Source organism: Janthinobacterium lividum, from assembly GCF_011601275.1.
GTDB lineage: Bacteria > Pseudomonadota > Gammaproteobacteria > Burkholderiales > Burkholderiaceae_D > Janthinobacterium > Janthinobacterium lividum_E.
Genome location: NZ_JAAOLY010000013.1, coordinates 134,640 through 152,416 on the forward strand (window position 1 = coordinate 134,640; position 17,777 = coordinate 152,416).

At 66.2% G+C, this 17,777-nt stretch carries 20 protein-coding genes and 2 tRNA genes; 16 read left to right on the plus strand and 6 right to left on the minus strand.

Annotated features, from left to right (window positions below):
• Nucleotides 1-27: 27 nt before the first annotated feature.
• The 4 genes from lspA to GYK42_RS19810 are packed head-to-tail and all read left to right on the plus strand — an operon-like array spanning nucleotide 28 to nucleotide 3,357.
• A complete protein-coding gene (gene lspA, locus GYK42_RS19795) occupies nucleotides 28-537 on the plus strand; it encodes a signal peptidase II (protein ID WP_070224538.1) in 510 nt (169 codons plus the stop codon).
• 16 nt (nucleotides 538-553) lie between these two features.
• Nucleotides 554-1,774 (plus strand): bifunctional phosphopantothenoylcysteine decarboxylase/phosphopantothenate--cysteine ligase CoaBC, encoded by a 1,221-nt coding sequence (gene coaBC / locus GYK42_RS19800; RefSeq protein WP_166448881.1) that lies wholly within the window; start codon nucleotides 554-556, stop codon nucleotides 1,772-1,774.
• A 19-nt stretch (nucleotides 1,775-1,793) separates the two neighbouring features.
• Complete coding sequence (gene dut, locus GYK42_RS19805) at nucleotides 1,794-2,243, plus strand: dUTP diphosphatase (protein WP_166448882.1); 450 nt, start codon at nucleotides 1,794-1,796, stop codon at nucleotides 2,241-2,243.
• 10 nt (nucleotides 2,244-2,253) lie between these two features.
• On the plus strand, nucleotides 2,254-3,357 hold the full coding sequence (locus GYK42_RS19810; RefSeq protein WP_166448883.1) for a M48 family metallopeptidase: 1,104 nt from the start codon (nucleotides 2,254-2,256) through the stop codon (nucleotides 3,355-3,357).
• A gap of 14 nt (nucleotides 3,358-3,371) precedes the next feature.
• Here the strand turns inward: GYK42_RS19810 and GYK42_RS19815 are convergent, their stop codons facing one another.
• Nucleotides 3,372-3,512, minus strand: a complete 141-nt coding sequence (locus GYK42_RS19815; RefSeq protein WP_162995759.1) for a hypothetical protein — start codon at nucleotides 3,510-3,512, stop codon at nucleotides 3,372-3,374.
• A gap of 98 nt (nucleotides 3,513-3,610) precedes the next feature.
• Between GYK42_RS19815 and GYK42_RS19820 the strand changes: the two genes are divergently transcribed.
• From GYK42_RS19820 to GYK42_RS19840, 5 genes are all read left to right on the plus strand, one after another.
• Entirely contained in the window at nucleotides 3,611-4,618 is a 1,008-nt protein-coding gene (locus tag GYK42_RS19820; protein ID WP_166448884.1) for an XdhC family protein, read from the plus strand.
• Between the two features lie 68 nt (nucleotides 4,619-4,686).
• Nucleotides 4,687-5,592 (plus strand): DNA-3-methyladenine glycosylase family protein, encoded by a 906-nt coding sequence (locus tag GYK42_RS19825; RefSeq protein ID WP_166448885.1) that lies wholly within the window; start codon nucleotides 4,687-4,689, stop codon nucleotides 5,590-5,592.
• A 57-nt stretch (nucleotides 5,593-5,649) separates the two neighbouring features.
• Entirely contained in the window at nucleotides 5,650-6,021 is a 372-nt protein-coding gene (locus GYK42_RS19830) for a COG4315 family predicted lipoprotein (RefSeq protein WP_070289095.1), read from the plus strand.
• A 21-nt stretch (nucleotides 6,022-6,042) separates the two neighbouring features.
• Nucleotides 6,043-6,558: an RNA polymerase sigma factor gene (locus GYK42_RS19835; protein ID WP_166448886.1), complete on the plus strand. Its 516-nt coding sequence runs from the start codon at nucleotides 6,043-6,045 to the stop codon at nucleotides 6,556-6,558.
• The gene (locus tag GYK42_RS19840; RefSeq protein ID WP_166448887.1) at nucleotides 6,555-7,346 is read left to right on the plus strand and encodes an anti-sigma factor family protein; all 792 of its coding nucleotides are present in this window, start codon (nucleotides 6,555-6,557) and stop codon (nucleotides 7,344-7,346) included. Before GYK42_RS19835 ends, GYK42_RS19840 begins: the two co-directional genes overlap by 4 nt.
• On the opposite strand, the gene GYK42_RS19845 is transcribed toward GYK42_RS19840, so the two are convergent.
• Nucleotides 7,343-8,563 (minus strand): MFS transporter, encoded by a 1,221-nt coding sequence (locus GYK42_RS19845; RefSeq protein WP_166448888.1) that lies wholly within the window; start codon nucleotides 8,561-8,563, stop codon nucleotides 7,343-7,345. The two genes, GYK42_RS19840 and GYK42_RS19845, sit on opposite strands and share 4 nt — an antisense overlap.
• A gap of 137 nt (nucleotides 8,564-8,700) precedes the next feature.
• Between GYK42_RS19845 and GYK42_RS19850 the strand changes: the two genes are divergently transcribed.
• Nucleotides 8,701-9,663, plus strand: a complete 963-nt coding sequence (locus tag GYK42_RS19850; RefSeq protein ID WP_166448889.1) for a LysR family transcriptional regulator — start codon at nucleotides 8,701-8,703, stop codon at nucleotides 9,661-9,663.
• Here the strand turns inward: GYK42_RS19850 and mug are convergent.
• On the minus strand, nucleotides 9,596-10,117 hold the full coding sequence (mug, locus tag GYK42_RS19855; RefSeq protein WP_166448890.1) for a G/U mismatch-specific DNA glycosylase: 522 nt from the start codon (nucleotides 10,115-10,117) through the stop codon (nucleotides 9,596-9,598). The genes GYK42_RS19850 and mug overlap by 68 nt on opposite strands.
• A 152-nt stretch (nucleotides 10,118-10,269) precedes the next feature.
• Between mug and GYK42_RS19860 the strand changes: the two genes are divergently transcribed.
• Both GYK42_RS19860 and GYK42_RS19865 read left to right on the plus strand, forming a co-directional pair.
• Nucleotides 10,270-10,746 (plus strand): (2Fe-2S)-binding protein, encoded by a 477-nt coding sequence (locus GYK42_RS19860; RefSeq protein ID WP_046685979.1) that lies wholly within the window; start codon nucleotides 10,270-10,272, stop codon nucleotides 10,744-10,746.
• Complete coding sequence (locus GYK42_RS19865) at nucleotides 10,743-13,049, plus strand: xanthine dehydrogenase family protein molybdopterin-binding subunit (RefSeq protein WP_166448891.1); 2,307 nt, start codon at nucleotides 10,743-10,745, stop codon at nucleotides 13,047-13,049. Before GYK42_RS19860 ends, GYK42_RS19865 begins: the two co-directional genes overlap by 4 nt.
• Here GYK42_RS19865 and GYK42_RS19870 read toward each other — a convergent pair.
• Entirely contained in the window at nucleotides 13,046-14,242 is a 1,197-nt protein-coding gene (locus GYK42_RS19870; protein ID WP_166448892.1) for an MFS transporter, read from the minus strand. The genes GYK42_RS19865 and GYK42_RS19870 overlap by 4 nt on opposite strands.
• Before the next feature lie 110 nt (nucleotides 14,243-14,352).
• Between GYK42_RS19870 and GYK42_RS19875 the strand changes: the two genes are divergently transcribed.
• On the plus strand, nucleotides 14,353-15,141 hold the full coding sequence (locus tag GYK42_RS19875; RefSeq protein WP_166448893.1) for a helix-turn-helix transcriptional regulator: 789 nt from the start codon (nucleotides 14,353-14,355) through the stop codon (nucleotides 15,139-15,141).
• 58 nt (nucleotides 15,142-15,199) lie between these two features.
• Here GYK42_RS19875 and GYK42_RS19880 read toward each other — a convergent pair.
• Nucleotides 15,200-15,276 (minus strand) — tRNA-Met (locus GYK42_RS19880).
• A gap of 129 nt (nucleotides 15,277-15,405) precedes the next feature.
• Nucleotides 15,406-15,482 (minus strand) — tRNA-Met (locus GYK42_RS19885).
• A 186-nt stretch (nucleotides 15,483-15,668) separates the two neighbouring features.
• Between GYK42_RS19885 and GYK42_RS19890 the strand changes: the two genes are divergently transcribed.
• The 3 genes from GYK42_RS19890 (at nucleotide 15,669) to GYK42_RS19900 (ending at nucleotide 17,766) form a co-directional block, all read left to right on the plus strand.
• Nucleotides 15,669-16,247, plus strand: coding sequence for an NUDIX hydrolase (locus GYK42_RS19890; RefSeq protein WP_034747557.1), 579 nt, complete (start codon nucleotides 15,669-15,671; stop codon nucleotides 16,245-16,247).
• Between the two features lie 13 nt (nucleotides 16,248-16,260).
• A complete protein-coding gene (aat, locus tag GYK42_RS19895; RefSeq protein ID WP_166448894.1) occupies nucleotides 16,261-16,977 on the plus strand; it encodes a leucyl/phenylalanyl-tRNA--protein transferase in 717 nt (238 codons plus the stop codon).
• A 66-nt stretch (nucleotides 16,978-17,043) separates the two neighbouring features.
• Nucleotides 17,044-17,766, plus strand: coding sequence for an arginyltransferase (locus GYK42_RS19900; RefSeq protein ID WP_166448895.1), 723 nt, complete (start codon nucleotides 17,044-17,046; stop codon nucleotides 17,764-17,766).
• Nucleotides 17,767-17,777 lie beyond the last annotated feature (11 nt).

A 17,777-nucleotide genomic window follows, 5' to 3' on the forward strand; every position in this document is an offset into this window, starting at 1 on the left:
CGGCGGCTTTATCTTCCCTGGAAAAATATGGCCACTAAAAACCGTTTTTCATCGAAATCGTCATCTTCGGCGTCGCTCGTGCCCTGGCTGGGCATTGCCGCCATCGTCATCCTGTTCGACCAGATCACCAAGATCACGATCCTGAAGACCTTCCGCTATGCGCAAGAGATGGTCATCACCTCGTATTTCAACCTGGTGCTCGCGTATAACAAGGGCGCCGCGTTCAGCTTCCTGTCCGACCAGGGCGGCTGGCAGCGCTATTTCTTCACCGGCATCGCCCTGGCGGCCGCCATCTACATCATCTATCTGCTGAAAAAGCACGCCGGTCAGCGCATGTTCTGCTGGGCTCTGGCGCTGATTCTCGGCGGCGCGCTGGGCAACGCCATCGACCGCCTGGTGTACGGCCACGTGGTTGATTTCCTCGACTTCCACTGGAAAAGCTGGGGCCATTTCCCCGCTTTCAATATTGCCGACAGCGCCATCTGCATCGGCGCGGCCCTGTTCATCATCGATGAACTGCGCCGGGTAAACAAATAACACGCGGGAGAACGGCATGGAATTGTCCGGCAAAAAAATCGTCCTGGGACTGTCAGGCGGCGTCGCCTGCTACAAGGCGGCGGAACTGTGCCGCGCGCTGACCAAGGCCGGCGCCTCGGTGCAAGTGGTGATGACGGATGCGGCCAGCCACTTCATCACGGCCGTCACGATGCAGGCCCTGTCCGGCCACCCCGTGCACACGAGCCAGTGGGATGCGCGCATAGCCAACAACATGGCGCATATCGATTTGACGCGCCATGCGGACGCCATCCTGATCGCGCCATGTTCGGCCGACTTCATGCGCAAGCTGGCGCATGGCGTGTGCGACGACCTGCTGTCGACCCTGTGCCTGGCCCGCCCATCCCACCTGCCCCTGCTGGTGGCGCCGGCGATGAACGTGGAAATGTGGCAGAACCCCGCCACGCAACGCAATGTGCAGCAGCTGCGCGACGACGGCATCAAGCTGTTCGGCCCGGCCGCCGGCGAACAGGCGTGCGGCGAAGTGGGCCTGGGGCGCATGCTGGAACCGGAGCAATTGCTGACGGAGCTGATCGCCGCCTTCCAGCCGAAAGTCCTGGCGGGCAAGCGCGTGCTGGTCACGGCCGGCCCCACGTTCGAAGCCATCGACCCCGTGCGCGGCATCACCAATCTGTCCTCGGGCAAGATGGGCTATGCGGTGGCGCGCGCGGCGCGCGAAGCGGGCGCCGAGGTGCTGCTCATTTCCGGCCCGACGGCCCTGGACGCGCCATTCGGCGTGCGCCGCATCGACGTGCAAAGCGCGCAGCAGATGCATGACGCCGTGCTGGCCCACGTCGACGGCCAGCACGTCTTCGTCGCCGTGGCCGCCGTCGCCGACTGGCGCGTGGCCAACGCCAGCGACCAGAAGATGAAAAAACAGGCCGACGGCTCCGTGCCCGAACTGCAGTTCGCGCAAAACCCCGACATCCTGGCCACCGTGGCGGCACGCACCAACCTGGCCGGCTATCCGTATTGCGTGGGCTTTGCCGCCGAATCGGAAAACCTCGTGGAATTCGGCTCGACCAAGCGTGAAAAGAAGGGCATTCCCCTCCTGGTCGGCAATATCGGCCAGAACACCTTTGGCCAGGACGACAACACCATCATCTTGTTCGACGAAGAAGGCCATACCGTGCTGCCGCGCGCCTCGAAACTGAACCTGGCGCGCCAGCTGATTTCGGAAATCTCGAAGCGGCTGGCAAAAAACTCGCTCCTCAAGTAACCCCTTACGTTCTAAATTAATGAAAAATATCGACATCAAGATCCTCGACGCCCGCATGAAAGAACTGCTGCCGGCCTACGCCACGCCAGGCAGCGCTGGCCTGGACCTGCGCGCCTGCATCGACGAATCCATCACCATCGAAGCCGGCCAGACCGTGCTCATTCCCACCGGCCTGGCCATCCACATCGGCGACCCGTCGTATGCGGCCATGATTTTGCCGCGCAGCGGCATGGGCCACAAAAACGGCATCGTATTGGGGAATCTGGTAGGCTTGATCGACTCCGATTACCAGGGCCAGCTGATGGTATCGACCTGGAACCGGGGCCAGAGCGCTTTCACGCTCAACCCCATGGAACGCCTGGCGCAACTGATTATCGTGCCGGTGCTGCAAGTGGGCTTTAACGTCGTCGAGGAATTCGGCGACAGCGAACGCGGTGTTGGCGGTTTCGGCAGCACCGGCAAACATTAAGGAATAGTTTATGCCAGGTTTCCGCCATCTGATCCCAGCCCCAACATCGCTGCGCCGATTGGCCACTCCTTTATTGCTGGCCAGTGCGGCCATCCTCGCCGGCTGCACCACGCCGGCGACGAATGTCAGCGGTCCGTTCAACATCGTGCCGGCGCCCGATGCGCCCGCGCCGACGGCGCAGCAAAAGGCGGCGCAGGAAGAACTGGTGAAGATGGTGGCGCTGCAGGACCGCCTGTCGAAAGTCTCGGCGCCCCTGCTGATCAACAATGCGGACCTGTGCAAGACGTATGCGCGCAACCTGCTGGGCTTCACGGCGCAGAACAAGTATTCCTACCCTGGCATCTATGCCGACGCGGCGCAGGCGGCCCTCGGCTACGGCGAACAGATGCAGGTGTCGGGCGTCTTGCCGGGCAGCGGCGCCGCGCGCGCCGGCTTGCGCAAGGGCGACGGCTTGCTGGCCGCCGAAGGCAAGCCGCTGCCGGCCGGCCCGAAAGCGGAAGGTCCGTTCGGCGCCATCGTCGGCCCGCTGGCCTCGAAAAGCGCGAGCCTGAACATGACCATCGCCCGCGACGGCCAGCAGCAGGACCTGAAAATTCCCGTCACGCGCGCCTGCGCCTTCCGCGTCGCCCTGGGCAACGCGGACAATATCAACGCGTATTCGGATGGTTCGCGCATCATGCTCACGCGCGGCATGGTCAATGCGGTGCAAAACGACGAAGGCATCGCCTTCGTCATCGCCCGCGAAATGGCGCACAACATCCTCGACCACGCGCGCAGCCAGCGCACGGCAGGCACGGCCGGCAGCATCATCGACAGCCTGGGCGCCGTGCAACCCGACGTGTCGATGCTGACGGGCGCCGCCGGCATGAAGGCCATGCCGCAGGAACTCGACGTACAGGCCGACACCCTGGCCATCTACCTGCTGGCGCGCGCCGGCTACAACGTCGACAACGCCGCCCGCTTCTGGCAGCGCCTGGCCACGCAAGTGCCGGCCACGGTCGCCAACGGCTACACGGCCCTGCACCCGGGCACCAACTCGCGCATGGCGGCCATCAACCGCGCCGTCATCGACGTGCGCGCCAAGCAGGCGGCGAAGAAGCCGCTGAAGCCTTAGCGCAGCAGCTTAGTTCAGGCGCCGGGGAAATTAGGGAAATAGGTGCCCATGACCCAGGTCAGGGCGCCGCAAAACACCACCGCCAGGAACAGGGCGATGAGCAGTTTGCCAAACTTGGGGATGCCGTCATCTTGCGTTTTTTGGTCGTTCGACATGAAAACTCTCCGCAGGCTGTTGGAGAGCGTAGTATAGCCACAATATTGAAAAATATTCCATACTTTGCCGCATAGCTGCGGCTTTCCTTCCGCGCCCCATGGACAGCATCGACCTTGAAGTTCTGAAAACCAGCGCCGCCTGGCTCGCCGCCGGCCACCGCTGCGAACTCGTCACCGTCATCAAGACGTGGGGCTCCAGCCCCCGCCCCGTCGGCGCCACCCTGGCCATCTGCGACGATGGCACGGTGGTCGGTTCCGTCTCCGGCGGCTGCATCGAAGATGACTTGATCGACACCGTGCGCGTGCACGGCATCGTGCGTACGCTGCCGGAAATCGTCAGCTACGGCATCAGCGCCGACGAAGCGCACCGCTTCGGCCTGCCCTGCGGCGGCACCATCGAACTGGCCATCGAACCGCTGCATGCGGACAGCAAGATGGCCGAACTGCTGGCGCGCCTGGAAGCGCATGAACTGGTCGAACGCCGGCTCGACCTGCGCAGCGGCACCGTCACCCTGCGGCGCGCCACGCCGGGCGCCGTGCTGGCCCTGGAAGATGGGGTGCTCACCACGCAGCACGGCCCGCGCTGGCGCCTGCTGATCATCGGCGCCAGCCAGCTGTCGCGCTTCGTGGCGCAGATCGCCACGGCCATGGATTACCACGTCATCGTCTGCGACCCGCGCGAAGAATACCGGGGCGGCTGGAACGTGCCCGGCGTGCCCCTGCTGCACGCCATGCCGGACGACCTCGTGCTGGAACTCAAGCTCGACAGCCGCAGCGCCGTCGTCGCCCTCACGCACGATCCCAAGCTCGACGACCTGGCCCTGATGGAAGCGCTGAAATCGCCTGCGTTTTACGTGGGCGCCATCGGCTCGCGCGCCAACAATGCCAAGCGCCGCGAGCGGCTGCTGCAGTTCGACGTCAGCGCCGAACAGCTGGCGCGCCTGCACGGTCCCATCGGCCTGTACATCGGCAGCAAGACGCCGGCCGAAATCGCCATTTCCATCCTGGCCGAACTGACGGCCGTGAAAAATGGCGTGCCCGACGCCCTGCAGATCCAGCACGCGGCGGCCCTGAGCCCGCCCACCACCGACATCTGCGCCCGCTAAAGGCACAAAGCAAGAAACGCGGTGCGCCCGCATCGCCTCCCTGATACCGTCCCTGACTTTGGCCCACCATGACCCTGCTGCACTGGACCCTCCCCCTGCCCGCCGGCTACCGCCGCGACGATGTCATCGCCTTCCACAGCCGCGACGGAGAAGCCGTGGCCGAACAAGTCACGCCGATGGGCCTGCGCAAGGGCATCCTGATGCAAGGCGTGCCAGTCGTGCTGGATGTCGCCTTCACGGACGATGCCGCTATCTGCCAGGCAGACATCGATGGCGATGCCGACCTTCAAACGCCGCTGCACGGCGCCCTGCTGAACATCCTCGGCCTGCGCATCGACCCGCAGCCGTTCGCGCAACTGGCGGCCGGCGACCCGCTGCTGGCGCCTCTGGTCCGCGCCAACCCGGGCTTGCGCATCGTGCAGTCGGCCAGCCCCTTCGAGGCGCTGACCTGGGCCATCATCGGCCAGCAGATCAACCTGCCGTTCGCCATTTCCCTGCGCCGCACCTTCATCTTGCAGGCGGGACGCCGGCACGGCAGCGGCTTGTGGTGCTATCCCGAAGCGCGCGACGTGGCCCGGCTGTCGGTGGAAGAGCTGACCAGCCGCAAATTCTCGCGCGCCAAGGCGGAAACCGTGCTGCGCCTGGCGGGCCTCATCGATGAGAGAGAATTGTCGCTGGAGCTGCCGCCCTCCGGCGACGTGGCGGCCATGTCGCAGGCGCTGCTGGCCGTGAAGGGCATCGGACCGTGGACCGTCAACTATGCGCTGCTGCGCGGCTACGGCTATGCCGACTGCTCGCTGCACGGCGACGTGGCCATCCGCGCCGCCCTGCAAAAGCTGCTCGGCGAAGAAACGAAACCTGACATGGCGCGCACGGAACAGTGGCTGCGCCAATACGCGCCGCACCGCACCATGGCGGCCGCCCACCTGTGGGCCAGCCTGCATCCCAAAAATAATCCGCCAGCGGCGGAATAAACGGCGGGTGGCATGCGTCTATCCCTTGCAAGCCCTCAAAACCTCAAGGAGACCATCATGCGCTTTACCACTTTTGCCGCCACCGCCCTGTTCACCGCCTTGTCCGCCCCGTTGGCCTTCGCCGCCGACGTCATGCCCGCCAACGGCATGCTGGTCAATGCCAGCGGCATGACCGTGTACGTGTTCGACAAGGACGTCGCCGACAGCGGCAAGAGCGCCTGCAGCGGCGGCTGCCTGGTGGCCTGGCCCGCCGTCATCGCCACCGACGCGGCGCCCGCAGCCCCGTACGGCAGCATCAAGCGCGAAGACAACGGCGCCATGCAGCTGACCTACAAGGGCAAGCCACTGTACCTGTACAAGGAAGACAAGAAACCGGGCGACGTGGCCGGCGACAATTTCAAGAACGTGTGGCACGTCGTCAAGCCGTAAGCAGCCCTCCCCGCCGCCACGATGACCACGCAAGAGGACAGCCGCCAGCTGCAAGCGTGCCTGCCCGGCCTGCGCCGCTATGCGCGCGCGCTGGCGGGCGCCCTGCACGCGGACGATCTGGTGCAGGACACCGTGGAGCGGGCATGGCGCAAGCTCGACCAGCGCAGCGGCGAGATGCGGCCCTGGCTGTTTTCCATCATGCACAACCTGCACGTGGACCAGTTGCGCCGCCCCGGCCTGGCGCTGCAGGAACTCGACGATGACGCCCTGCTGCCCGCGCCCGAGCGCGCGCCGGGGCAATCCATCGCCATCGGCGAAATGGATGCGGCGCTGGCCCGCTTGCCGCTGGGGCAACGCGAAGTGATCCTGCTCGTCGCGCTGGAACAGATGCCCTACGAACAGGTGGCTGCCACCCTGGCCATCCCCGTCGGCACCGTCATGTCGCGCTTGTCGCGCGGGCGCGACAGGCTGCGCGAATTGCTCGACGGCCGCCCCGCCGGCAGCCATGGCGCCCCCACCCTGAAAGTCGTGAAATGACAACGCAAGCCATCAGCGAAGCGCAATTGCACGCCCTGGCCGACGGCGTCCTGCCCGAGGAACAGCGCGCGGCCATCGACGCCCACCTGCGCGCGCATCCCGACGATGCCGCCCGGGTCGACGCCTGGCGTGAACAGAACCGGCAATTGCGCACCCTGTTCGATCCCGTGCTGGACGAAGCCGTGCCGCCGGCCCTGCTGCAATCGGCATCGCCACCGGCGGCGAACGGCGCCTGGCGGCGCCACGCCATGCAGGCGGCAGCGGCCGTCGTGCTGGTGATCGCCGGCGGCGCGGGCGGCTGGCTGCTGCGCGGCGATGGCGGCGACATGCGGACCGCCAGCGCCAGCCCGCTCTCCCTGGCGCGCAGCGCCGCCATCGCCCACGCCGTCTACACGCCCGAAGTGCGCCACCCCGTCGAGGTGGGAGTGGAACAGGAGGCGCACCTGGTGCAATGGCTGTCGAAACGCCTGGGCACGAAATTGCAGCCGCCCGCGCTGTCGCCGCTCGGTTATCACCTGATCGGCGGACGCCTGCTGCCCGGCGATGGCGACGGCCCCGTGGCGCAATTCATGTATGAAGATGGCGGTGGCAAGCGCCTGACCCTGTACGTGGCCAAGGAGCGGGCCGGCAGGCAGGAAACGGCGTTCCGCTACACGCAAGAAAAGGAATTGAGCGTGTTTTACTGGATCGACGGCCAGCTCGGTTATGCCCTCTCGGCGAGCCTGCCCAAGCAGGAGCTGGGCAACATCGCCGACGCCGTGTACGCGCAGCTGGAGCAGCCACGCTAAGTGGCGCTTGTTGCCCGCTGCCGTGCGCGTGATCCGGCCACGTGGATTACGCCAGCCAGCATGCCCAGTCCGACGCCAAACACCGCCACGCCCGTCCAGCCGAAACGCTGCATCAGCCAGCCGCTCACCGCCACGCCGGCGGCGCCGCCGATGAAGGTGGCCGTCATGTACAGGCTGTTGATGCGGCCCTGGGCGGCCGGATCGACGGCAAAGGCGCGTGTCTGGTTGGCTACCAGGGCGGCCTGCACGCCGATATCGAGCACGATGACGCCGATCACCAGCAAGAGCAGCGACGAGGCGGCGCCCGCCAGCAGCAGGTAGGCCAGCGTCACGATGGCGATGCTCAGGCCAATGACCGTGCGCGAACCGAGTCTGTCGGTGGCCCTGCCGCCCACGGTGGCGGCCAGTGCGCCGGCCGCGCCGATGATGCCGAAGGCGCCGGCCCAGGCGCTGCCCAGGTGCCACGGGCCGTTGGCCAGCAGCGACGCCAGGTTGACCCAGAACGCATTGAAGCACGCCCACAACAGCGCCTGGATCAGCATCGATTCGCGCAGGGGACGATGGTCGCGCGCCAATGGCCACAACGACGCCAGCAAGCCAAGGTAGGAAAGCTGGCTACCCGGTTTCCCGCATGGCAGCAAGGCAGCCGCCGCGATCCACACGGGCACCATGAAGGCCGCTTCCATCGCGTACACGGCGCGCCAGCCCCAGGCCTCGCCCACCACGCCGGCCACCGTACGCCCCAGCAGGATGCCCACCATGATGCCGCTGACCACCGTCCCGACGGAGCGGCCGCGCTCAGCGGGCGGCGACATGCTCGCGGCGAGCGGCACCAGTTGCTGCGGCACGCAGCTGACGATGCCCAGGCCAAACGATGCCCCGATCAGCGGCCAGATGCCAGGCGCCAGCGCCGCCGCCAAGGCGCAAACGAAGGCCAGCACGATCTGCCCCAGCACCAGGGTGCGCCGGTCGACGCGGTCGCCCAGCGGCAGCAGCAGCGCCAGCCCCGTGGCAAAGCCCAGCAGGGCCGCGCCGGCGACCAGGTTGACGGACGCCAGGTCGACACCGAGGCCGGACTGGATCAGGGGCAGGATAGGCTGCGTGCAATAGATGTTGGTGATGACCGCGCCGGCGATCACCGCCATCATGAGGATCTTGCCGCGCGGCGCGGACGCCACGGTGTGTGCATCGGGCGGGGGAATGGGCGTGGGGCGCATGGCGCTCTCCTTTTAAATTACCGCAGCGACGTGCCGCAGCGAAGGAGACCAGCTTACGTACTTGCACCAGCAAAGAGAATCCCATAAAATTGAGAATCATCCTTCCAAAATTCGATAGGCTCACATGAGAACACGCCATGGATAGGCTGGAATCCATGACCATCTTGCTGGCCGTGGTGGACGCGGGCAGCCTGTCTGCCGCCGCGCGCCATCTCGGCATGCCGCTGGCCACCGTCAGCCGCAAGGTGGCGGCGCTGGAAGCGCACCTCAACACGCGCCTGCTGCACCGCACGACGCGCCAGCTGTCGCTGACGGAGGCCGGCCACTCCTACGTGGCCGCGTGCCGCCGCATCCTCGAAGAGATCGGCGAAGCGGAGCGTATGGCGACGGGAGAATATGCGGCGCCGAAAGGCGAACTGACGATCACGGCGCCCGTCATGTTCGGACGCCTGCACATCGTGCCCGTGGTGGCGGCGTTCCTTGCCCGCTATCCGGACATCGAGATCAAGCTGGTACTGACGGACCGCGTGCTGCACCTGATGGACGAGCAGGTTGACGTGGCCGTGCGCATCGGCGACCTGCCCGACAGCAGCTTCGTGGCGACGCGGGTCGGCACGGTGCGCCGGGTCGTCTGCGCCAGCCCCGGCTACCTGGCCGCGCATGGCACGCCAACTGCGCCGGGCGACCTGGCCGCGCATGCCTGCATCAGTTTCGAAGTGCTGGAATCGCGGCGCGCCTGGGTTTTCGGCACGGGCAAGGCTGCGCAGTCCGTGCCCGTGCACTCGCGCCTGGCCGTCAATACGGTGGACGCGGCAATCGCCGCCGCCACCCTGGACGCGGGCGTGATCCGCGTGCTGTCGTACCAGGTCATGGACGCGCTGCGCGGCGACAGGCTGCGCATCGTGCTCGCACCGTTCGAAGCGGCGCCCTTGCCCGTCAGCCTGCTGCACAAGGGACAAGCGCCGCTGCCCTTGAAATTGCGCGCCTTCCTCGATTTCGTCACGCCGCTGTTGCGCGCGGTGGCACTGGACGTCAGCCCAGCGCGCGTTGGAGTTCCGCATACGCGTCGACCAGCCGCTCCTTCGAATAGCCGCGATTGAGGCCACTCGGATTGGGCAAGATCCACACACGCGCGCCGCCGAAGCACTCTGACTGTTCGCCCCACTCCAGCTGGCGATTACCCGTCATCGCCGCGTAGGCGGCCTTGCCCAGGAAGGCGATCCACTGCGGCCGCATCGATGCCAGTTTATGTTGCAGGCCCGCCGCCGCCTGCGCGAATTCGTCCGCCCCCACCTGGTCCGCGCGGCTGGTCGGGCGCCCGACGGCCGCCGTCAGCCCCAGTCCGAAATCGAGCACGCTGGCATCGTCTTGCGGCGCCACCAGATGCGGCGTGAAGCCGGCCAGGTGCAGCACGGGCCAGAAGCGGTTGCCGCGGCCGAGAAAATGGTGGCCGGCCTCTGCCGCGTCCACGCCGGGATTGAGGCCGCAAAAAACCACCCGCAAGCCTGGAGCGAGGATGTCCGGCAAGCCTTGCGCCGGTGTGAGGTGTGCCATAGAAAACTCCCATATCAGAAGCCGCAGTATGCCACCAGGCCCCACGCCCTGCAGCGCATGGCGGCTGGTGCTACCATCCCATGCTGATGAGCTAATCCGTTTGGCGGATGGCCGTCGCGCGTCCCCGCACTATCCCCCACAGAGGAATACACATGACGACCCTGACCATTAATGGCAAACAGCACGACCTTGCCCTGCCTGAAGACACGCCCCTGCTGTGGGCCTTGCGCGACGAACTGGGCATGACCGGCACCAAATTCGGCTGCGGCATGGCCTTGTGCGGCGCCTGCACCGTGCACCTCGACGGCGAAGCCATCCGCTCCTGCGTGACGCCGATGTCGGCCGCCGCGGGCAAGAAGATCACCACCATCGAAGCCGTGGGCGAAGACAAGGTCGGCCTGGCGCTGCAGCAGGCGTGGCAGGAGCACGGCGTGCCCCAATGCGGCTACTGTCAGGCCGGGCAGATCATGTCGGCCACGGCCCTGCTGCACAAGACACCCAAACCGAACGACCAGCAAATCCGCGAGGCGATGAGCGGCAATATCTGCCGCTGCGGCACCTATACGCGCATCCACGCGGCCATCAAGCAGGCCGCCACCAGCATCAACGCAAAAGGAGCGGCCAAATGAGCATCCATGACACTCCGACTTTACATTCATCCGCGCGGCGCAACTGGCTCAAGGCGGCCGGCGCGCTGGCCGGTTTGACTTTGGTGGCCGGTCCTTCCGGCCTCGTGATGGCGGCTGAAGCCGTCAAGTACGGCGGCGACAAGATGGCTGGCGGCGTGGTCGACGACACGCTGGTGTTCCTGTCGGTGGCCGCCGACGGCATCGTCACCATCGTGGTGCACCGCTCCGAAATGGGCCAGGGCATCCGCACCAGCCTGCCCATGGTGGCGGCCGACGAACTGGGCGCCGACTGGGCGCAGGTGCGCGTGCAGCAGGCGCCCGCCGACGAGGCGCGCTACGGCAGCCAGGACACGGACGGTTCGCGCAGCATGCGCCACTCGTTCCGCGCCATGCGCCACGTGGGCGCCACGGCGCGTCTGATGCTGGAAACGGCGGCCGCCGTGCGCTGGGACGTGCCCGTCACGGAAGTCAAAGCCGTCAACCATGCGGTCGTGCATGCGGCCAGCGGACGCTCGCTGTCGTTCGGCGCGCTGGCCGGGGAAGCGGCCAAATTGCCGGTGCCGCCACGCGCGCGCATCAGCCTGAAAACGGCGGACGAGCTGCGCTACATCGGCCAGACCAGCACGCGCGGCATCGACTTGCACGACATCGTCACGGGCAATACCCACTTCGGCATCGACACGCGCCTCGACGGCATGGCATATGCCGTCATCGCCCGCCCGCCCGTCTTCGGCGGCAAGCTGAAAAGCGTGGACAAGACGGCGGCACTGAAAGTGCCGGGCGTGCTGCGCATCGTCGAACTGGCGGGCAGCCCGCCGCCGGCCATGTTCAATCCGCTGGGCGGCGTGGCCGTCATCGCGAAGAACACCTGGGCCGCCATCAAGGGCCGCGAAGCGCTGGTGCTGGAATGGGAAGATGGCCCGAACGGCAGCTACGATTCGAAGGCCTTCCGCAAGACCCTGGAAGCGGCCGCGCGCCAGCCGGCCAGCCCGGCGCGCGACCAGGGCAAGACGGTGGCCACCCTGGCGGCCGCTCCCGTTGCGCGCAAGCTCAGCGCCGAATACTATCTGCCCCACCTGGCCCACGCCACCATGGAGCCGCCCGCTGCCACCGTGCGCATCGCCAACGGCAAGGCCGAGGTGTGGGCCTGCGTGCAGGCGCCGCAAGCGACGCGCAGCAACGTGGCCACGGCCCTGGGGTTGTCGTACGACGACGTCACCGTGCACGTGACCCTGCTGGGCGGCGGCTTCGGGCGCAAATCGAAGCCCGATTTCGCCGTCGAGGCGGCGCTGCTGTCGAAAGCCATGGATGGCGCGCCCGTCAAGCTGACGTGGACGCGCGACGACGACCTGCAGCACGACTACCTGCATACGGTCTCCGTCGAACGGCTGGAAGCGTCGCTGGACGCTAAAGGCATGCCGACGGCCTGGCTGCACCGCACGGCCGCGCCCACCATCACCTCGACCTTTGCCGCCGGAGCGAACAAGCAGGCGCCGTTCGAGCTGGGCATGTCGGCCATCAACGTGCCGTTTGCTATTCCGAACATCCGCGTCGAAGTGCCTGAAGTGCCGGCGCATACGCGCATCGGCTGGTTCCGTTCCGTATCGAACATCCCGCACGCGTTTGCCATCCAGTCGTTCACGGCCGAACTGGCCCACGCGGCCAAGAAGGACCACCGCGACTACCTGCTGGCGCTCTTGGGCCCCGCGCGCAAGATCAACCCGGCCGACCTGTCCGACGGCTGGAACTATGGCGAAGACCCGGCGAAGTATCCGGTCGATATCGGCCGCATGCGCCACGTGATCGAGCTGGCGACGGCCAAGGCGGGCTGGGGCCGCAAGCTACCCAAGGGACGGGGGCTGGGCCTGGCCGTGTCCTATAGTTTCGTCACCTATGTGGCGGCCGTGATCGAAGTGGAGATCAACGCGGCCGGCGAAGTCATCGTGCCGAGGGTCGACATCGCCATGGATTGCGGCCCGCAGATCAACCCGGACCGCGTGCGCTCGCAGGTCGAGGGCGCCTGCATCATGGGCCTGTCGCTGGCCATGAGCGGCGAGATCAGTTTCAAGAATGGCCGGGTCGAGCAAAGCAATTTCCACGACTATAGCGTGCTGCGCGCCGCCGACGCGCCGCGCGTGATCCACACGCACTTGGTACCGGGCAACCTGGACATGGAGCTGGGCGGCGTGGGCGAACCGGCCACGCCGCCGATCGCCCCGGCCCTGTGCAACGCCATCTTCGCCGCCACGGGCAAGCGCATCCGCGCCCTGCCCGTGGGCATGCAGCTGGCGAAAAAGGCTTAAGTCCGCCACGCGGCGGGCCACTGCAGCAGCAACGCTGCGGTGGCGACCAAGGCGGCGCCGGCCGCCAGCAGCCACATCGGCCAGTGGAGCAGGAGCAGACAGCCGCCCATGGCGGCGCCAATGGCGCTGCCCAGGTAGAGCGCCGATTCGTTGAGGGCGATGGCCAGGTTGCCGTCGCCCTGCCGCGCACGCACGGCCAGCAACTGCTGGTTTTGCGGCACTTGCAGGGCCCAGCCAGCCGCGCCCCACAGCGCGATCGGCGCCAGCATCAGCCAGGCCGACCAGGTGGCCGCCAGCGGCAGCGCGCACAAGGCCAGCGCCAGCAGCAGCAAGATGACGCAACTCAGCTTCGGCGCCGCCACCTTGTCCGCCCATGGCCCGACCAGCACGCTGCCAACGATCCCCCCAACGCCCCAGACCCACAGGAAGGGCGTGGCGGACATCGCTGCGCCCTGCGCGGACCAGGCCAGCAGCGGCGCGATAAACGTGTACATGCCCAGGCTGGCGACGGCCGCCAGCAAGGACACGAGCAGGATGGACAGCACCTGCCCATCGGCCAGTAGGGCCAGCTTGCGGCGCAGAGAAATCGCTGGCGCTACCGGCAGCGCGGGCAGCTTCCACAGCAAGCCCGCCAGCGCCAGCCCGCCCAGAAGAGTCACCAGCCACAGGGCCGCCGTCCAGCCCAGCTGCTGCGCCAGCAGCAAGCTCAATGGCACGCCCAGCACCGTGCCGCCCGCCATGCCGCCCATGATCACGCCGATGGCCTTGCCTCGCTGCTGTGGCGCCGACACGCCCGCCGCCGCCGCGATACCGAGCGCCAGGTAGACGCCCGCACCGATGCCGGCAATGGCCCGCCATGTCAGCAGGCTGCCGAAACCGGACGCCAGCGCGCTGGCCCCATTCGCCAGCACGAACACGCCCAAGGCGATCAAAAGGCCGGAGCGTTGCGCGCGCGCCGGCAGCAAGGCCACGGCCAAGGGTGAGCCGAGGCCATAGGCCAGGGTAAACGCCGTCACCAGTTGCGCCGCCATCGCCAGCGAGATGGAAAACGCGCCGGCGATCATCGGCATCAAGCCCGCCGTCACGTACGACGCCATGCCCAGCGCGAACGCACCAATGGCGATCAGGTAGACGGTGGCGGGAAGAACCGTCGCGGAGGCAGCAGGTGCGCCGCAGGGAGAAGAATCGTGCATGGACCAGCCCTCAGGAAGAAAGCAGGCATTCTGGAATACAATATAAACAATTACAATTTAACTGTTTATGCTATTACTGATAGCAACAGCCTCACGGGAAGGACCGCACCATGCGCACCTTGCAACGCACCCGCCACGAACTGGCAGCCTACCTGCAGGCGCGGCGCGCGCGGCTGTCGCCGGAAGACGTGGGTTTACCCGGTGGAGGACGGCGGCGAACGCCCGGCTTGCGCCGCGAAGAAGTGGCGGCGCTGGCTGGCGTGGGGCTGACCTGGTACACGTGGCTGGAGCAGGGGCGCGACATCGGCGTCTCGAGCGTCTTTCTCGACAAGCTGGCCGAAGTGCTGAAACTGGACGCGGCAGAACGCCGCCACCTGTTCCTGCTCGCGCATGCGCGTCCGCCGGTCGAAGAAGGCAAGACGTTTTGCGTGGTGCCGCCGCCGGTGCGCCGATTGATGCACGAGCTGGCGCATCCGGCCTATGTGCTCAACCTGCGCTGGGACGTACTGGCGTTCAATGCGGGCGCCGACACCCTGTTTGGCTTCGGCGCGCATGCCGCCTCTCGCCGCAATCTGCTGTGGCTGTTGTTTACCGACCCGCTGCTGCGCGCACGCTTCACGGCCTGGGAAGAGCAGGCGCCGCTGATGCTGTCGAGCTTTCGCCGCGACTACGCGCGCGCCACGCAGGAAGCGGACATCCACGCGCTGGTGGAGGAACTGGAAAAAGTCTCGCCCGAATTCAAGCGATGGTGGCGCCGCCACGACGTGCATGCGCCATGTGCAGGCGTGCGCCGCCTGGACGTCGATGGCGAACAGGTCGCCTATGAACACACCACACTGACCATCGATGCGGACCGCCATCTGCGGCTGGTCGTGTATGCGCGCCAGGCGCCGGAGTAAACGGGGCGCACAACGAAAAAACCGCTGGCCCTCTTGCGAGGAACCAGCGGCTTAGAATTGGTTGCGGGGACAGGATTTGAACCTGTGACCTTCGGGTTATGAGCCCGACGAGCTGCCAGACTGCTCCACCCCGCAGGCGAATTATATACCAGTTTGCTGCACTGCGGGGAGCTAATCGCGGCAGGCGGCTGGAAGAGCTGTATGCGCGGCTTGAGAATGGAAAAAGCCGCTGATCTTTTGCAAGTATCAGCGGCTTTCCGGTATTGGTTGCGGGGACAGGATTTGAACCTGTGACCTTCGGGTTATGAGCCCGACGAGCTGCCAGACTGCTCCACCCCGCACAAGAATTATAAGGGCAAACGGGTGGCTTAGGCAATAGCTATCTCAAATTCAACCGTAATAGACCAATCTAATGAATGCACGGACAATATGATCGCCAGCCAATCGCGCCTGCGCAGCTCGCCACGCGGCACGCAATCGGTGTACAGTAAGCGTTACACGAGACATCTCTTATCCTAAGCCTGCCCATGAAATTCTGCTCCGAATGCGCCCATCCTGTCAGCCTCTCCATTCCGGAAGGCGACAACCGTCCCCGCTATGTCTGCGCCAACTGCGACGCCATCCATTACCAGAACCCGAAAATGGTGGTCGGCTCGATCCCCGTGTGGGAAGAAGATGGCCAGCTGCAGGTCTTGCTGTGCAAGCGGGCCATCGAGCCGCGCCTCGGCTACTGGACCTTGCCGGCCGGCTTCATGGAAAACGATGAAACGACGTCCGACGCGGCCGAGCGCGAAACGGTGGAGGAAGCGGGCGCGAATATCGAACTGGGGCCCCTGTTTTCGCTGCTGAACGTGCAGCGCGTGCACCAGGTGCACCTGTTCTACCTGGCGCGTTTGCGCGACCTCGATTTCGCGCCGGGCATCGAAAGCCTCGACGTGCAGCTGTTTACGGAAGCGCAGATCCCCTGGGATGACCTGGCCTTCCCCACCATCCGCGCGACCCTGGAACTGTTTTTTGCGGACCGCGTGAAAATCCGCGAAGGCGGCAGCTACGGCGTCCATACGGGCGACATCACGCGCCCGATGGCGCGCGCGGACGCAGAGTAAGCCACCACGCCGCATGATTCCCTGGCTCGACATCCACACCCCGTTCCCCGACGTCTCGCGCGCCCTGACCGACGAGGCGCCCGGCCTGCTGGCGGCCGGCGCCGACCTGTCGCCCGCGCGCCTGCTCGACGCTTACCGGCGCGGCATCTTTCCCTGGTTTTCCGAAGGCCAGCCCATCCTGTGGTGGAGCACCGATCCGCGCATGGTGCTGATGACGGAAGACTTCAAGGTGTCCGACAGCCTGGCCAAGGCGATCCGCAAGGTCGAACGCAGCGCCGCCACGGATGGCCGCTGGCAGCTGCGCTTCGACGGCGATTTCGAGGCCGTCATGCGCGCCTGCGCAGCGCCGCGCAAGGATGGCCCTGGCACCTGGATTTCGGACGAGATCATCGCCGGCTACACGGGCTTGCACAAGCTGGGCTACGCGCATTCGTCGGAACTGTGGCTTGACGGTGAACTGGTGGGCGGCGCGTATGGCGTGTCGATCGGGCGCATGTTCTATGGCGAATCAATGTTCGCCCGCGTCTCGGATGGCTCGAAGATTGCGCTGGCGCAGCTGGTGCGCTTCTTGAAGGCGCGCGGCGTGGCCATGATTGACTGTCAGCAAGAAACGAAACACCTGGCCTCGCTGGGCGCGGCGCCCATTTCGCGCGCGCGCTTCCTGGCCCATGTACGGATCGCCATTGAAGCAGCGCAAATCACCGATTGGCATGCTGCGCCACCGGCGTAAAAAAGCTATGATAGCTCAAGGCACACCGCCAGGCACACCGCCGCGGACAGACCAGACAGGATCAGCATGACGCACCTGAACGAACTACCGTTTGCCACCCTGCAGTTCTACACGACGGCGCCCTATCCGTGCAGCTACCTGGACGACCGCCAGGCCCGCTCGCAGGTGGCCACGCCTTCGCACCTGATCAACAGCGACGTGTACTCGGAACTGGTGCGCAACGGCTTTCGCCGCAGCGGCATTTTCACCTACCGCCCGTATTGCGACGGCTGCCAGGCCTGCATTCCCGTGCGCGTGGTGGCCGGCGAATTCACGCCGAACCGCAACCAGCGCCGCGCCTGGAACCGGCACGCCGGCCTGCAGGCGGGCGTGGCCACCCTCTCCTTCCTCGACGAGCACTACGAACTGTACCTGCGCTACCAGAGCACGCGCCACGCGGGCGGCGGCATGGACCAGGACAGCCGCGACCAGTACGCGCAGTTTTTGCTGCAAAGCCGGGTCAACACGCGCCTGGTGGAGTTCCGTGACCCCGACGGCATCCTGCGCATGGTCAGCATCATCGACGTGCTGGCCGATGGCCTGTCGTCCGTCTACACTTTTTTCGACCCGGACGTGCCCGGCGCCTCGTACGGCACCTACAACGTGCTGTGGCAAATCGCCCAGGCGCACGAGCTGGGGCTGCCCTACATCTACCTGGGCTACTGGATCGAACAGAGTCCGAAGATGGCCTATAAAATCAACTTCAAGCCGCTGGAAGCACGGATCAAGGGGCAGTGGGTGGTCCTGTAAAAAAGGGGCTT

Coding starts and splice junctions, on each gene's coding strand:
- lspA (WP_070224538.1), top strand. CDS start 28: ATGGCCACTAAAAACCGTTTTTCATCGAAATCGTCATCTTCGGCGTCG.
- coaBC (WP_166448881.1), top strand. CDS start 554: ATGGAATTGTCCGGCAAAAAAATCGTCCTGGGACTGTCAGGCGGCGTC.
- dut (WP_166448882.1), top strand. CDS start 1,794: ATGAAAAATATCGACATCAAGATCCTCGACGCCCGCATGAAAGAACTG.
- GYK42_RS19810 (WP_166448883.1), top strand. CDS start 2,254: ATGCCAGGTTTCCGCCATCTGATCCCAGCCCCAACATCGCTGCGCCGA.
- GYK42_RS19815 (WP_162995759.1), bottom strand. CDS start 3,512: ATGTCGAACGACCAAAAAACGCAAGATGACGGCATCCCCAAGTTTGGC.
- GYK42_RS19820 (WP_166448884.1), top strand. CDS start 3,611: ATGGACAGCATCGACCTTGAAGTTCTGAAAACCAGCGCCGCCTGGCTC.
- GYK42_RS19825 (WP_166448885.1), top strand. CDS start 4,687: ATGACCCTGCTGCACTGGACCCTCCCCCTGCCCGCCGGCTACCGCCGC.
- GYK42_RS19830 (WP_070289095.1), top strand. CDS start 5,650: ATGCGCTTTACCACTTTTGCCGCCACCGCCCTGTTCACCGCCTTGTCC.
- GYK42_RS19835 (WP_166448886.1), top strand. CDS start 6,043: ATGACCACGCAAGAGGACAGCCGCCAGCTGCAAGCGTGCCTGCCCGGC.
- GYK42_RS19840 (WP_166448887.1), top strand. CDS start 6,555: ATGACAACGCAAGCCATCAGCGAAGCGCAATTGCACGCCCTGGCCGAC.
- GYK42_RS19845 (WP_166448888.1), bottom strand. CDS start 8,563: ATGCGCCCCACGCCCATTCCCCCGCCCGATGCACACACCGTGGCGTCC.
- GYK42_RS19850 (WP_166448889.1), top strand. CDS start 8,701: ATGGATAGGCTGGAATCCATGACCATCTTGCTGGCCGTGGTGGACGCG.
- mug (WP_166448890.1), bottom strand. CDS start 10,117: ATGGCACACCTCACACCGGCGCAAGGCTTGCCGGACATCCTCGCTCCA.
- GYK42_RS19860 (WP_046685979.1), top strand. CDS start 10,270: ATGACGACCCTGACCATTAATGGCAAACAGCACGACCTTGCCCTGCCT.
- GYK42_RS19865 (WP_166448891.1), top strand. CDS start 10,743: ATGAGCATCCATGACACTCCGACTTTACATTCATCCGCGCGGCGCAAC.
- GYK42_RS19870 (WP_166448892.1), bottom strand. CDS start 14,242: ATGCACGATTCTTCTCCCTGCGGCGCACCTGCTGCCTCCGCGACGGTT.
- GYK42_RS19875 (WP_166448893.1), top strand. CDS start 14,353: ATGCGCACCTTGCAACGCACCCGCCACGAACTGGCAGCCTACCTGCAG.
- GYK42_RS19890 (WP_034747557.1), top strand. CDS start 15,669: ATGAAATTCTGCTCCGAATGCGCCCATCCTGTCAGCCTCTCCATTCCG.
- aat (WP_166448894.1), top strand. CDS start 16,261: ATGATTCCCTGGCTCGACATCCACACCCCGTTCCCCGACGTCTCGCGC.
- GYK42_RS19900 (WP_166448895.1), top strand. CDS start 17,044: ATGACGCACCTGAACGAACTACCGTTTGCCACCCTGCAGTTCTACACG.